This is a genomic window from Paenibacillus sp. MMO-177 (genome assembly GCF_037147795.1).
Lineage (GTDB): Bacteria > Bacillota > Bacilli > Paenibacillales > Paenibacillaceae > Pristimantibacillus.
Genome location: NZ_JBBCUR010000002.1, coordinates 604,340 through 619,194 on the forward strand (window position 1 = coordinate 604,340; position 14,855 = coordinate 619,194).

Here is a 14,855-nt window from a genome sequence, read left to right on the forward strand (position 1 = left end):
TGGGTTTCCCCACTCTCTGCTTCAAGTCTCTATCCACATCATTGCCACAAAAATTATATCATAACCGCATAGGGGTGACAAGAAATGTTTTCTAACACGCAGCGTCTAGAACAAGGACAGCTGGTTGGATTCCGGCAATCCGCGGAAGCAGCCCATGCCCGTCAGTACCTCGATAATGGTCTTGCTCGCCTTGGATCTCTGCTGGAAATCCTCGATGGACAGGAACTCTCCGTCATTCTTGGCAGCCGCAATGTTGCGCGCGGCATTCTCGCCGATACCGGCAATGGCCGAGAACGGAGGAATAAGCGATTCTCCGTCAACGATAAACTTCGTTGCATCCGAACGATACAGATCAATCGGCTTGAAGGAGAAACCGCGGGCGGTCATCTCAAGAGCCATTTCCAGCAAGGAAATGCTGTTCTTTTCTTTAGTCGTGGCATTAAAGCCCTTGTCCTCGATCTCGATGATTTTCTTCTGAATAGCATCGTAGCCTTGACAGAGCAGCTCGAGATCGAAGTCTTCCGCTCGAACCGTGAAATAAGTCGCATAGTAATGAATGGGATAATACAGTTTGAAGTAGGCGGTCCGCACCGCGGAAATAACGTAAGCGGCGGCATGCGCCTTCGGGAACATGTACTCGATCCGGAGACAGGAATCAATGTACCAGGCCGGTACCTTGCAGCGCTTCATTTCTTCGATCCATTCCGGCGTGAGACCTCTGCCTTTACGTACGCTTTCCGTAATCTTGAACGCAAGTCCGGCATCCATGCCCGCTTTATAAATCAGATACAGCATGATATCGTCACGGCAGCCGATAACCGTCTTGATGTTGCAAGTGCCCTTCTTGATCAGTTCCTGGGCATTGCCGAGCCACACGCCGGTACCATGCGACAATCCCGAAATCTGAAGCAAGTCGGCAAACGACGACGGCTGGGTCTCCTGAAGCATCTGGCGAACGAACTTCGTCCCCATCTCCGGAACGCCGTATGTCGCCACCGGTGTACGAATCTGCTCAGGCGTTACGCCTAACGCTTTCGTCGAATTGAACATGCTCATCACTTTAGGGTCGTTCATCGGAATAGTCGTCGGATCGACACCCGTCAAATCCTGCAGCATCCGCATCATGGTCGGATCGTCGTGCCCCAGTATATCAAGCTTCAGCAAGTTGGCTTCAAAGGCGTGATAATCGAAATGCGTCGTCTTCCACTCGGCGTTCACGTCATCCGCAGGGTATTGCACCGGAGTGATGTCTTCTACTTCCATATAGTCCGGAACAACAACGATGCCGCCCGGATGCTGGCCTGTACTCCGCTTTACGCCGGTTACGCCGGAAGCAAGGCGCGACAATTCCGCGCTGCGCCATGTTTTACTGTGATCTTCGGCATACTTGCGGGCAAATCCATAACCGGTTTTTTCGGCTACCGTACCAATTGTGCCGGCACGGAATACGCATTTGTCGCCGAACATGATCTTGGTAAAGTTATGCGCCGTCGGTTGGTATTCACCGGAGAAGTTAAGATCGATATCGGGAACTTTATCGCCCTTAAAACCAAGGAAGGTCTCAAACGGGATATCCTGTCCTTCGCCTTTCATCGGCCTATTGCATTTCGGACAATTCTTGTCCGGCAAGTCGAAACCACTCGGGACGCTGCCGTCAAGGAACCATTCGCTATGGCGGCATTCCGAATTCTTGCACAAATAATGCGCTGGCAGCGGATTAACCTCCGATATGCCTAAGAAGGTTGCAACTACGGAAGAGCCTACCGATCCCCGTGAACCTACGAGATATCCATCGGCATTGGACTTCTTAACGAGTTTTTCCGAAATCAAGTAGTTGGCGGAGAAGCCAAATTTGATAATCGGTACAAGTTCCTTCTCAAGCCGGTCGATAACAACCTGCGGGAGATCATCGCCGTACATGGATTTGGCCGTGTTATAGCATGTACTCCGGATTTCTTCTTCTGCCCCTTCGATAATCGGGGTAAACAGCTTGTCCGGGAACATTTCAAATGGTTCGAACCGCTCAGCGAGTTCGTTTGTGTTCTTGACTACGACCTCGTATGCCCGCGCTTCCCCGAGGAAGGCAAACTCGCGAAGCATCTCATCGGTTGTCCGTAAATGGGCGTCCGGCTTCCGAATGTCCTTCAGCGGGCTAAATCCGGTAATGCCGTGAATGGCGATATCGCGATACAGCTTATCCCGCGGGTTCAAATAATGGACATTGCCAGTTGCGATAACAGGCTTGCCAAGCTCATCGCCTATCTCGCAAATCCGGCGCATGGCCTGCTCAATCTCGGCGCGGCTGCCAACAAGTCCTTTATCCACAAGATGCATGTAGAAGTCAATCGGCTGAATCTCGAGCGCATCGTAGAACCGGGCAACCTCAAGAGCTTCTTCATAAGATTTATTAAGCACCGTCTCGAAGAATTCACCCTTCTCACAGCCAGAAATCACAAGAATGCCTTCACGCATGTCAACAAGCTTGCTCTTCGGTATGCAAGCAACACGTTTGAAATGCTCGGTATGGGAGATCGATACCATCTTGAACAAATTTTTCTTGCCAACAGCATTTAACGCGTAAATATTGCAATGGAATGGCCGTGAATTGGATATGTCCAGTCCAACATAATCATTTAATTGATGAAGTCCGGTAATATTGCGTTCAGCCGCATCATTGATAAGGCCATACAAAACACCGCCGAGAGCAACGGAGTCGTCTACGGCACGGTGATGATTATCGAGAGAAACTTTATATTTCGCGGATAACGTATTAAGACGATGATTCTTAAGCGTCGGATGAAGGAATCTTGCGAGCTCCAGCGTATCAAGCACGGGATTCGTTAATTCCGGCATATCGATGGACTTGAGATTGGCTTGAATAAATCCGATATCAAACCTTGCGTTATGGGCTACAAGAATGCAATCCCCTATAAAATCGACAAATTCTCGAAGCTTCGGTTCAAGCTCCGGCGCGTCCTTGACCATATCATCATTGATGTTTGTCAATTGCTGAATATGATAAGGAATTTTCTCATGCGGATTGATAAAGGTGGAAAACCGGTCAATCTCTTTGCCGTTTTGCATTTTTACGCCAGCAAGCTCGATAATCTTATTATTAATAATAGATAAGCCTGTGGTCTCAATATCAAATACGACATACACGGCAGAAGCAAGCTGGTCTTCCCTTGAGTTCAGCACCATCGGTACCGCGTCATTTACAACATTAGCTTCAAGGCCGAATAAAACTTGGATGTTATTTTTCTTTGCAGCTTTGAATGCTTCCGGATAACAATGAATATTGCTGTGGTCCGTAATCGCGATCGCCTTATGTCCCCACTTGGCTGCCATCTTCACATACTCGCCAATCGGTGTTACCGCGTCCATCGCGCTCATGGTGGAATGAAGATGGAATTCAACGCGTTTCTCCTCCGCATTGTCTTTACGATCCGGCGGCGAAGAGATTTCCTGGAGATCGTTAGGGATCATCACCAGCTCGGGTTCCTGCATGAAGCGGTCATAATCGACTTTGCCGCGCGCCTTCACCCATTTGCCATTCGACAGCAGGCTGAGAATTTTCACATCTTCCTTATTCTTGGCAAACATCTTCATCGCCATGGAATCGGTGAAGTCCGTTACGTTAAAGGTGAACAAGGTCATTCCGTTGCGAAGCTCCTTCACCTCAAGGCCAAATACTGCCCCCTGAACCGTGACCTTCTTCTCTTCCTCCCGGATATTCATGAGCGGGGTAGGCTCATCGCGTATGTCGTAGCCCATTGCCAACTTGACAGGCTCTTCATCGCCTTCAGCCTCATTCGATTCCGCAACGCTCTCCATAATCTGAATGACGGCTTCCCTCTCCGCTTGATCCCGCTTCTGCTGGAATTCCTCGTAAGCATCCTGTCTGACTTGCTCGCCAACCTCCAGCTTAACCCGGTAATTCCGGCTGAAGGTCCGTTCGTAAAAGCTGCTGATCGCTTCGTCGATCTTTTTCTTCTTCGCCAGCTCGAGTCCCATGCCGTCCAGAAGCGATACGGCAATCATCTCGTCAGTCGGCTCCATGCCGGCTTTGCTAAGCCAGCCGTTAACCGATGCGTTCTCCTGCTGGACCCATTCCAGGAACAGAGGCCAATATTCTCGCGCAATGTCTGCAGAGGGAACAGTATCATCGTAAACCAGCTTAAAAGAAGTTTCGGCGATATGAGAGAACTTCATGTTTACGGCTTGGGTTAAAGCCATAAACGCTTTATAAGGAACTAAAGACGTTTTGCGAATGCAAAACGTCCATTTTCTGTTGCTTTTCCCTACAATGACTTGTTCGATGTAACCGTCTTTGTAATAGGAATTTATAATTTCGAGCGGCAGCCCCGCTTGCTGCATAAGCAGCTCAAAGCGCTGCCGGTTGTCTCCGGTTTGGCTCATGGCAATCAATCACTCCTGTACGATCCAATCCGATCGATGCTTTTAGTAGGCACGTGCAAATACGACCGTGTGCTCCGCATGATCACCGCATACGAGACATTTGCTTTTCTTCTTCTCCGGTTCGAACGGAATGTTGCGGCTTGTTGCGCCAGTCTCTTCCTTCACTTGCTTCTCGCAAGCGGCGGAACCGCACCAGCCAGCCAGTACAAATCCGCGTTTTTCTTCCATTGAAGCTTTCATCTCGTCAAGCGTCTCTACGTCGTAGAAATTATCTTCACGGAATTTTTTCGCTTTCTCATACATATCGCGTTGAATATCGGCAAGCATCGTTTCCACTTCCGCAATCAGGTTATCCTGGCGGACGATCCGTTTCTCGCCGCTAATGCGCGATACAAGAACAACTTGTCCGTTTTCCATATCGCGAGGGCCCAGCTCAAGACGAAGCGGTACGCCGCGCATCTCGTATTCGTTGAACTTCCAGCCCGGACTTACGTCGGAACGGTCGTCAACTTTTACGCGTACGCCGGCTTTTTTCAGTTCCGCATAAAGCTCGTCTACCCGGCCAACCACTTGATCGCGGGTTTTAGCCGGACCAATTGGGATCATAATCACTTGAGTTGGCGCAACCTTCGGAGGCAATGCCAGACCGCGGTCGTCGCCATGAACCATAATCATAGCACCAATGAGCCGCGTACTCACGCCCCAAGATGTGGTATGAGCGAATTGCAGGGTGTTCTCGCGGTCCAAATATTTAATGTCGAACGCAACGGCAAATTTGGTGCCCAGATAATGGGACGTACCGGCTTGAACCGCCTTGCCGTCTTTCATCATCGCTTCGATGGAGTAAGTGTTAACCGCACCGGCAAAACGCTCGGATGGCGTCTTCTCCCCTTCAATAACCGGGATTGCCAGGAACTCTTCCACGAATTCGCGGTATACCGTCAGCATCCTCATCGTTTCTTCTCGAGCTTCATCTTCGGTCTCGTGGGCCGTATGGCCTTCCTGCCAAAGGAATTCGCTTGTGCGAAGGAACGGTAAAGTGCGCTTCTCCCAGCGCACAACGTTTGCCCATTGGTTAATAAGGAGCGGCAGATCGCGGTACGATTGAATCCATTTCGCATACATATGGCCAAACATCGTTTCCGATGTCGGACGAATAGCCAGACGCTCTTCCAGCTTCTCTCCTGCTGCTTCCGTTACCCAAGGCAGCTCCGGATTAAAGCCTTCGACATGCTCCTTTTCCTTTTGGAAAAAGCTCTCCGGGATAAAGAGCGGGAAATAAGCATTGCGGTGGCCGGTTTCCTTGAAACGGCGGTCCAGGTCGCGCTGAATATTTTCCCAAAGCTCATAGCCTTCCGGACGGAACACGATACAACCGCGTACCGGCGAATAATCCATGAGCTCCGCTTTTTTAATGACATCGATATACCATCTTGAAAAATCCTCGCCTTGTGGCGTAATTTCGGTAACAAACTGTTTATCCTTGGACATAACCGACTTATGGCTCCCCTCGTACCAATCGCAAAATATCATTGTAAGTCACCACAAGCATCAGCAGCATAATTAAGGCAAAACCGATGAAGTGGACCATGCTTTCCCGGTTCGGATTAACCGGGCGCCCGCGAACTGCCTCGAGACCGAGGAAGATAAGCCTGCTGCCATCAAGCGCGGGAATCGGCAGCAAGTTGAATATGCCTAAATACAGGCTTAACAAAGCCGTCCATGACGTCAGATCCGTAATCCCTTTGCGGGCAATCTCACTGGTCATTTCCGCTGTACGGACCGGTCCGCCTAGGTCATCCAGCTTAAAGTCTCCAATGATAATCTTCTTGAAGCCTTCGAAAATGCTGACCGTCATCGTTTTCATCAGCTTCGCGGCACCCGTAATGGTCTCGCCCACCGTTGCGCTGCGGAACTGATAAGCCGCTCTGAGGCCAACCTTGCCAACGCCTTGATTATCCGCTACCGGCGTCAGCTTTATCGGCTGCAGCGAGCCGTTGCGGATCACGTTCAGTTGAATCGGCTTGCCTGCGGAAGCGCCGATAATGTCAATCATTTTGTCATAATCGGTACCGATCTTGACACCGTTGACGGTATCGATCAGGTCGCCTTTTTGCAACTGCGCCTGCTCGGCCGGCATCCCTTTGGTTACTTCATCAACAAGCAAGCCTTGCGGAGTACCTGCAAGCTGTATGTATGCCATAAACAAAACAAACGCAAGCACAAAGTTCATCAAAGGGCCTGCAAAAATGGACATGGCGCGCGCGCCAACCGACTTGCTGCCGAATTGACGGTCAAGCGGAGCAATCTGCGTCTCTTTCCCTCTCGAAATAAGAAGTGCCGCAGGATGAACGGAGAATCGGTCGTTCTCCCCTTCAACGTCAAGGGAAACGAACAAATCCTTCTCCAGGTCAATTCCAGTCACTTCACCGCGAATTACACCGCTGCGCTCATCGAGCCGGTCGAGGTAAATCCGGGTAACCTGATCATTTTTTACCCGAACAGCTACCGTTTGGCCTACAGTAACCTCGACGATTTCCGGATCCTCGCCTGCCATGCGAACAAAACCGCCGGCTGGCACAAGTCTTAGCGTAAACCGGGTTTCACCGCGTTTGATCGAGAATAGCTTGGGCCCAAAGCCGATAGCGAATTCCCTAACCAAGATTCCGGCGCGTTTCGCGAAAAAATAGTGTCCCCATTCATGAATGGTGACAATGACAAAAAATACGAGCACGGTCATAAATATGACCCGAATCATCTCCATAGCGAGCCTCCTGTTCGTAACGGCCTGTACATAGATTATCATTATTCTCCCGTACGATACAAGAGAACCGCAGGTTACGGCAAAAGCTAGACGACTGCCGCCTCTTTACGAGCCCAAGCATCTATCTCCGCAATAGCCTGCAAATCATTTACTGCTGTTACCGAGTGGCGCTCGAGCACGCGCTCCAGCACTCGCTCAATGCCCAAGAAATCAATTTCTCCGTTCAAGAAACGTGCCACCGCAATTTCGTTGGCTGCATTAAACACCGTTGGCGCCGATTGGCCGGCACGGCCGCAGTCAAAGGCAAGCTTGAGACACGGGTATCTGGCAAAATCCATCTCGCGGAAATGCAGCTTCCCGATTGCCGCCAGATTGAGCCGTCCCGTCGGAGTCGGACGGCGATTCGGATAAGTCAGCGCATATTGGATCGGAACCCGCATATCCGGCAAGCCCATCTGAGCGATTACGCTGTTGTCGCTGAATTCCACAAATGAATGGATGATGCTTTCCGGATGAATCAACACTTTGATCTGATCATAGTTCACGTCAAAGAGCCATCGTGCTTCAATGACTTCAAGCCCTTTGTTCACCATTGTAGCGGAATCAATGGTGATCTTGGCGCCCATAGACCAGTTCGGATGGTTCAATGCTTCCGCAACCGATACGCCCTCCAACTGCTCGCGGGTACGATCACGGAACGATCCACCCGATGCGGTCAAAGTTAGCTGCTGCAAAGCCTTAAGATCTTCTCCGTTCAGGCATTGGAAAATCGCCGAGTGCTCACTGTCCACCGGAATAATCGAGACGCCTTTTTGTCTCGCACGTTCCATAACGATATGGCCGGCGGTTACAAGCGTTTCTTTATTCGCAAGTGCAATCGTCTTGCCCGCGTCAATAGCGGCAAGAGTTGCGGGAAGCCCGCGGCTGCCCACAATCGCGGTTACCACGACATCGGCATCATTATTCGCCGCGATTTCCACAAGCCCCTCTTCGCCGTACAGCACCCGTGTACCCGAAGGCAATTCAGGCTTTGCCTGCTCTGCCAACTCCTTGTTTGCCAAGCAGACGGCAGAAGGCCGGAATTGCTTGGCCTGTTCGAGCAGCAGCTGAAGGTTATTGCCAGCCGATAAGCCGACAACTTGGTAGCGCTCCGGATCATTGGCGATGACGTCAAGCGTCTGAGTGCCGATGGAACCGGTGGAGCCTAATATGGTGATTTTTTTCATGGATTCCTCCTGGAACACGTTTGATGCTGTATTGCTCTGGGAAAGCATTCGCTGCGCGAAAGTGTCATGCTTCCGATCGCTGTTATCCCTGAGTTTCTTGATTCCAATCCGCATATTGCGGTTGTAACTCAGAGACAAAGGCGAACACTCCGTTTCTCCACCACGACACTTTCGCTCCGCTCACACTTAAGAGCAATATACGACTCGGAACTCCTTCCAAGTCGGAATGCCAAAGAAAAAAGATGGAGAGCAGAAAAACATTATTAACATGTCGAAAGCTCCATGTTAAGGGTTATCCATTAGTGGATACCTCTACTCTCACTTTGTTTATGTAGGGATCAAATCCGTCAGGATCAACAAAGGGAACACGATAATCCAACTGTCGAAACGGTCCAGAACACCGCCATGCCCCGGCAAGATAGAGCCGGAATCTTTGATGTTGCGGACGCGTTTGTAAGCCGATTGAATGAGATCGCCCAATTGACCGGCTACCGCAACGATAAGGCCGATCAGCAAGGAAGTCCCGATGTCGATAACATGAGGAGCGCAGATCGCGAATATTAGCGCTGCAATTACCGCAAGAACAACACCGCCGACAGCACCTTCAATTGTCTTGTTAGGGCTTATAGACGGCCACAGCTTATGCTTGCCCATCGCCCGCCCGACAAAATACGCTCCTGCATCGGACGCAACGTTGCAAGTAATAATAAGAAACGACCAGAAAATGCCGTGATGGTCAAGATCGCGAACGGCATTCATAGAGCTAAAGCCGTAACCTACATATAAAGCGCCTAACAACATAAGCGAGGCGCCGTCGATGGTTATTTTATTTTTGCTGAATACCGTTACCGCTAATAGCAGAAACGCCAACACCCATAGCACGGTAATCGCGGAAGGCGAATCTACGTCCATGAGTTTCCACGGCAGAACGAACATGAGCACGCCTGCATAACCAAGCAGAGACGCCGGTTCATTCCACGAGTGCCCGTTCATCTTCGTATACTCGTTAAATCCAAGCAAAGCGAGCAAGACTAGCGCAGCTGCATAAAACCATCCGCCGGCTAGTAGCAAAGCAACAAATGCCGCGCCGGCAAGCAGTCCCCAAATGATTCTCTGTTTCAAGTGATGGTCACTCTCCGTTATCGATGCTATAAACCGCCGTATCGCCGGGCGCGCCGCTGATATTCCCGAATGGCTTCCTGCAGATGAGCTTCGGTAAACTCCGGCCAATAAACGTTCGTAAACCACATTTCGCTATAAGCTACCTGCCACAGCATGAAGTTACTAAGCCTAAGTTCGCCGCTCGTACGGATCAAAAGATCGGGATCGGGAATGTCTCCGCTTAACAATCGGCTGGAGATCAGCTGCTCGTCAATCTGCTCGGTCGATAAACGTCCGTCCTGCACATCGGCGGCAATTTCCTTGATCGCTTCAAGCATTTCCCTGCGGCCGCCATAATTAAGAGCAAAATTGAGTACGAGTCCAGTATTATGAGCCGTCTTCGTGATTGCTTCCTCAACAGCGCTAAGCGTAAACGACGGAAGATTTTCTTTATGCCCCATCATGCGTACTTGAACGTTTTTTTCAATGAGCTCTGCCAGCTCAATTTCCAAAAATTGCTGGGGAAGCTTCATCAGGAACTCGACTTCGTCTTTGGGCCGTTTCCAGTTTTCCGTGGAAAAAGCGTACAATGTCAAATATTTGACACCAAGACGATCTGCCTCCATTACGATCCGCTTCACCGTCTTCATACCAGAATGATGGCCGGCGATCCGTGGAAGTCCACGTTTTTTCGCCCAACGTCCGTTGCCATCCATGATTATGGCGATATGCTTCGGGACATTGTCGGCAGCCAACGGTTCAGCCGCATTCGAGGACGATTTGCCAAGTTTAGCCCAAAGTCGACTGATCATGTTTGTTCCTCCCACCCGAAATTCAAAAAAACCAAACCCCACCTGACGGAGGGGCTGTAGGCGCAATTATACTTCCATAATCTCTTTCTCTTTAGCAACCAATACTTTGTCGACTTCCGCAATGAAACGGTCGGTTGCTTTTTGGATGTCTTCTTGATGACGACGGGATTCGTCTTCGGAAATCGTCGTTTTCTCAAGCTTTTTTATATCGTCGTTCGCATCGCGACGGATATTGCGGATTGCAACTTTCGCATCTTCGCCGAACTTCTTCGTCGTTTTAACAAGCTCTGTACGACGCTCTTCTGTCAGCGGCGGCAAAGTGATGCGGATAGCCGAACCATCGTTGGATGGAGTCAGGCCGAGATCGGATTTCATAATCGCTTTCTCGATCGCTGCGATCGACGATTTATCCCAAGGCTGGATGAACAGCGTGCGGGAATCCGGAACATTAATATTCGCTAATTGCGCAACGGGCGTTGGCGCCCCGTAATATTCAACTTGAACACGGTCGAGCAAAGCAGGCGTCGCCCGTCCTGCACGCAGTGTAGCCAGATCACGTTTCAAAGCACCGATTGCTTTCTCCATACGCTCTTCTGCATTTTTCTTAATTGCTTGCGGCATTATTTCGCACTTCCTCTCACAATAGTACCAATCTTCTCACCAAGCACGACTTTCTTAATATTCCCTTTTTCGGTAATCGCGAACACGACGAGCGGAATATTGTTATCCATGCAAAGCGACGATGCCGTCGAATCCATAACACCAAGGTTTTTGTTCAGTACGTCCATGTAAGTCAATTCTTCGTACTTCTCCGCTGTGGCATCTTTGAACGGGTCGGCGGAATATACGCCGTCTACTTTGTTCTTAGCCATCAGAATGACTTCCGCTTCAATCTCGGCTGCGCGAAGAGCTGCGGTTGTATCGGTCGAGAAGAACGGGTTTCCTGTACCGGCTGCGAAGATTACGACGCGGCCTTTCTCCAGGTGACGGATAGCGCGGCGTCTTATGTAAGGCTCCGCGATTTGTTGCATGGCGATCGAAGTTTGAACGCGGGTAGGCACTTCAATTTGCTCCAACGCATCCTGCAGGGCCAAAGAGTTCATTACGGTTGCCAGCATGCCCATATAGTCTGCCGTCGCTCGGTCGATGCCTTTAGCCGTACCTGCAATACCGCGCCAGATGTTGCCACCGCCTACAACGATAGCGACTTCAACACCGAGTGCAACTACTTCTTTAACTTGATCGGCGATTTCCGAAATGACCGAAGCTTCAATGCCGTAGCCTTGATCCCCCGACAAAGATTCACCGCTTACTTTTAGAACAATTCTTTTGAAAACAGGCTGTCCCATCGTCCCTACCTCCATCTTGTACCTCGCGGGCGAGGTAACATCCTATTATTTAGAAAAAAAGAGCGGGGCGAACGCCCCGCCCCGCCTGTGCGTTCGGTTTACAGTTTTGCTTGAGCCATAACTTCTTCAACGAAGTTATCCACTTTTTTCTCCAAGCCTTCGCCCAGTTCGTAACGAACGAAGCGACGGATCGAGATGTTTTCGCCGATAGCGCTGATTTTCTCGTTCAGAAGAGCCGAGATGGTTTTGTCCGGATCTTTAACGAAGGATTGCTCCATCAAGCAGTACTCTTCGTAGTATTTGGAGATACGGCCGTCAACCATTTTTTCAACGATTTTCTCAGGCTTGCCTTCGTTCAGGGCTTGAGCTTTCAAGATCTCGCGCTCTTTTTCGATTTCCTCAGCAGGAACTTCTTCGCGTTTCACGAACTTAGGGTTCGCTGCAGCAATGTGCATTGCGATGTCACGAGCGAAAGTACGGAATTGATCCGTTTTAGCAACGAAGTCAGTTTCGCAGTTGATTTCAACCAGCACGCCGATACGGCCGCCTGCATGGATATACGATTCAACTACGCCTTCAGTTGCAACACGGCCAGCTTTGTTAGCAGCCGCGGACAGACCTTTTTCACGAAGCAATTCGATTGCTTTTGTGATGTCGCCGTTTGTTTCGTCCAATGCTTTCTTGCAATCGAGCATACCTGCTCCAGTTCTTTCACGAAGTTCTTTTACTGCGCTTGCGGATACCGCCATGATTAGCCCTCCTGGAAATTCCATTTTTAGTTTTTACGTTCAAAAAAAGGGCGGTGAGAGGCTTTCACCTTCTGACCACCCTTTGTTGTAGCAATTATATCGGATTAAGCAGTTGTTTGCTCGCCTTGATTAGCTTCCACGATAGCGTCAGCCATTTTGGACGTCAGCAATTTAACTGCGCGAATCGCGTCGTCATTGCCTGGAATTACATAGTCGATTTCGTCCGGATCGCAGTTTGTATCAACGATACCTACGATTGGGATACCGAGCTTGCGTGCTTCTGCAACAGCGATGCGCTCTTTGCGAGGATCGATGATGAACAGCGCGCTAGGCAGGCCTTTCATGCCTTTGATGCCGCCGAGGAATTTTTCCAGACGGTCTTTTTCTTTGTTAAGGATGATAACTTCTTTTTTAGGCAGTACTTCGAAAGTACCGTCTTCCGACCATTTTTCGAGTTGACGCAGACGGTCAATACGTTTTTGGATCGTTTGGAAGTTAGTCAGCGTGCCGCCCAACCAACGTTGGTTGATGTAGAAGTTGCCGCAACGCTCAGCTTCTTCTTTAACCGAGTCTTGAGCTTGTTTTTTCGTACCTACGAACAGCATAGTGCCGCCCTCAGCAGCTACAGAACGCACGAAGTTGTAAGCCTCTTCGACTTTCTTAACTGTTTTTTGCAGGTCGATAATGTAAATTCCGTTTCTTTCTGTGAAGATATAACGATCCATCTTAGGGTTCCAACGACGAGTTTGGTGACCGAAGTGTACCCCAGCTTCGAGAAGCTGTTTCATGGAAATAACCGCCATATTCAACACACCTCCTGTTATGGTTTTTGAGTGATTACCTCCGCCCATCGCATCTTCCGCTAAAACTTCCGGCGACCGGAAGCACCATTAACGGAATTAATAGGCGTGTGTTTTTAACACCGTCAATTACTATAACATATCTGCCTACATGGTGCAACAAATGATTGTCGAAATTTTGCAGGATGTCCTTAGCTTTTCATTTGCTTCTCGAATTCGGACTTCGTTAGCGGCTGGCTTGTCAGTATACGAATGATGTCTGCTACCGTCGGATTCCCTTCAAAAATGAAATAACCGGCACGGACAGGCTTATTCTTCATGGCTTTGATAAAAGCGTCCTTGTCCGAAATCAGCTGCTGCTCGGCGAGCAGGTCCGCTGTATCCGTTAAATTCATTCCGCCAGTAATGCGAACCTGCCGTTTTACCGCTTCTTCGGCTTTCTTATCGTTATTCTTGACGCTAGTTGCCGGCGGTTCTGTTGCCGCAGCAGCAGGCGACTCCTCCGGCTTCACCGCTTCCGGCTTGGCCGTTGCTGCCGCATTCCGGGTTGCTTTAGCATGCTCCTCCGCAAGCTTTTCGTCCAGCTCCGCCTGCGTATACATTTTGGGCTCCCCATCCTTGAATCCGTCCGAAAGCTTCTGCTGGCTCTCGTCCCCTATTTGCATTAGCTGCAGCAAAATAGCGCCGGCAATAATGCCGACACCCAATCCTGCGACAAAGGAGCGGTTCTTAAACATAAGCCTTCTCCTCCTGCTTCGCCAGCTGCAAGATAAGCTGGACTTCGCCTTTATTCATGCTCAGCTTTTTGGCGATGGCTTCAATGGACTTGCCTTGATTATATAAATCAAACAGATCCGGATAACGAAGCTGAATCCCCGGCACGGGTTGTTGAAGCCCCGCTTCGGCGGTAGACGGCTCTTCTACCGCAGGAGCGGACTTAACCTGCCCTTGAAGAGCGCTTGGCTGCGCAGCCAGCAGATCGTTCTGACGCTGCTGCTGAAGGAAAACAAGCTGCTGCTCCAGGAGTTTGCATTTGTTCTCGAGTTCTGCCATTCTCTGCTTGTTTGCTTCCGTCTGCTGTTTTCCCTCTTCCCGCAATGCCGAAACAAGCTTCACCAGCTCTTGATGGTCCAGTTCGGTATTCTCCATAAACTGCTCTAGCGCTACTTCCATACTTTGCGTATCTTTAGTTGCCTGTACCTGCTGTTTTCTGGGCAGAAATAACGAAGCTACGGCTACAACCGCTCCTAGCAGTACGATATAAGTCCAGTTTGACATCATTCACACCCTCTACAAACATTGCTGTTCTTATAGCGATATATCCACGTGATGCCCTTTATAGGGATGCTCGGCCTTTTCCTCCGTATTCGCGGATTCCTCCAGCACCTGCCTCTGCTTTCTCTTGGCGGGATAAGGATTTCCGTTCTGGCGATCTCGGTCATTTCGAACGTTCGTTCCGCCAGTCTGTTCAACGCCGGTATTCTTGCTGCGCAATTGCTCGGTTTGCTTGGATGCCAGCTCGGCCAATCGCGTAAGCTCCGCATTCGCCTTATGATTCGACTGGCTTTGCATTCCTCCCACTTCCGGGGTACGAGGGATCGACCATTGCAAATCAATGGGCTTAAACGGCATTTG

At 50.0% G+C, this 14,855-nt stretch carries 13 protein-coding genes; all 13 read right to left on the bottom strand.

Annotation, left to right across the window (positions count from 1 at the left end; translation table 11 throughout):
- Window positions 1-105: 105 nt before the first annotated feature.
- The 13 genes from WFK81_RS08440 to WFK81_RS08500 all read right to left on the bottom strand — a co-directional run bounded on the left by WFK81_RS08440 (window position 106) and on the right by WFK81_RS08500 (window position 14,852).
- The gene (locus WFK81_RS08440) at window positions 106-4,419 is read right to left on the bottom strand and encodes a PolC-type DNA polymerase III (protein ID WP_336785993.1); all 4,314 of its coding nucleotides are present in this window, start codon (window positions 4,417-4,419) and stop codon (window positions 106-108) included.
- A gap of 42 nt (window positions 4,420-4,461) precedes the next feature.
- Entirely contained in the window at window positions 4,462-5,910 is a 1,449-nt protein-coding gene (proS, locus tag WFK81_RS08445) for a proline--tRNA ligase (RefSeq protein ID WP_132305586.1), read from the bottom strand.
- Between the two features lie 7 nt (window positions 5,911-5,917).
- Complete coding sequence (rseP, locus tag WFK81_RS08450; RefSeq protein ID WP_336785994.1) at window positions 5,918-7,183, bottom strand: RIP metalloprotease RseP; 1,266 nt, start codon at window positions 7,181-7,183, stop codon at window positions 5,918-5,920.
- Window positions 7,184-7,269: 86 nt separating this feature from the next.
- On the bottom strand, window positions 7,270-8,409 hold the full coding sequence (locus WFK81_RS08455) for a 1-deoxy-D-xylulose-5-phosphate reductoisomerase (RefSeq protein ID WP_336785995.1): 1,140 nt from the start codon (window positions 8,407-8,409) through the stop codon (window positions 7,270-7,272).
- A gap of 327 nt (window positions 8,410-8,736) precedes the next feature.
- A complete protein-coding gene (locus tag WFK81_RS08460; protein WP_336785996.1) occupies window positions 8,737-9,531 on the bottom strand; it encodes a phosphatidate cytidylyltransferase in 795 nt (264 codons plus the stop codon).
- A gap of 26 nt (window positions 9,532-9,557) precedes the next feature.
- The gene (locus tag WFK81_RS08465) at window positions 9,558-10,322 is read right to left on the bottom strand and encodes an isoprenyl transferase (RefSeq protein ID WP_336785997.1); all 765 of its coding nucleotides are present in this window, start codon (window positions 10,320-10,322) and stop codon (window positions 9,558-9,560) included.
- A 66-nt stretch (window positions 10,323-10,388) separates the two neighbouring features.
- Complete coding sequence (gene frr, locus WFK81_RS08470; RefSeq protein ID WP_336785998.1) at window positions 10,389-10,943, bottom strand: ribosome recycling factor; 555 nt, start codon at window positions 10,941-10,943, stop codon at window positions 10,389-10,391.
- On the bottom strand, window positions 10,943-11,671 hold the full coding sequence (pyrH, locus tag WFK81_RS08475; RefSeq protein WP_336785999.1) for a UMP kinase: 729 nt from the start codon (window positions 11,669-11,671) through the stop codon (window positions 10,943-10,945). The genes frr and pyrH overlap by 1 nt, the downstream gene beginning before the upstream one ends.
- Before the next feature lie 98 nt (window positions 11,672-11,769).
- Complete coding sequence (gene tsf, locus WFK81_RS08480) at window positions 11,770-12,420, bottom strand: translation elongation factor Ts (RefSeq protein WP_015844997.1); 651 nt, start codon at window positions 12,418-12,420, stop codon at window positions 11,770-11,772.
- Between the two features lie 104 nt (window positions 12,421-12,524).
- Window positions 12,525-13,223, bottom strand: coding sequence for a 30S ribosomal protein S2 (rpsB, locus tag WFK81_RS08485; RefSeq protein ID WP_015844998.1), 699 nt, complete (start codon window positions 13,221-13,223; stop codon window positions 12,525-12,527).
- A 188-nt stretch (window positions 13,224-13,411) separates the two neighbouring features.
- Complete coding sequence (locus WFK81_RS08490) at window positions 13,412-13,957, bottom strand: hypothetical protein (protein ID WP_336786000.1); 546 nt, start codon at window positions 13,955-13,957, stop codon at window positions 13,412-13,414.
- Entirely contained in the window at window positions 13,950-14,498 is a 549-nt protein-coding gene (locus WFK81_RS08495) for a DUF6115 domain-containing protein (RefSeq protein ID WP_336786001.1), read from the bottom strand. The genes WFK81_RS08490 and WFK81_RS08495 overlap by 8 nt, the downstream gene beginning before the upstream one ends.
- 30 nt (window positions 14,499-14,528) lie before the next feature.
- Window positions 14,529-14,852 carry a hypothetical protein gene (locus WFK81_RS08500; RefSeq protein WP_336786002.1) on the bottom strand — a complete coding sequence of 108 codons (324 nt, stop codon included), beginning with the start codon at window positions 14,850-14,852 and terminating at the stop codon, window positions 14,529-14,531.
- Window positions 14,853-14,855 lie beyond the last annotated feature (3 nt).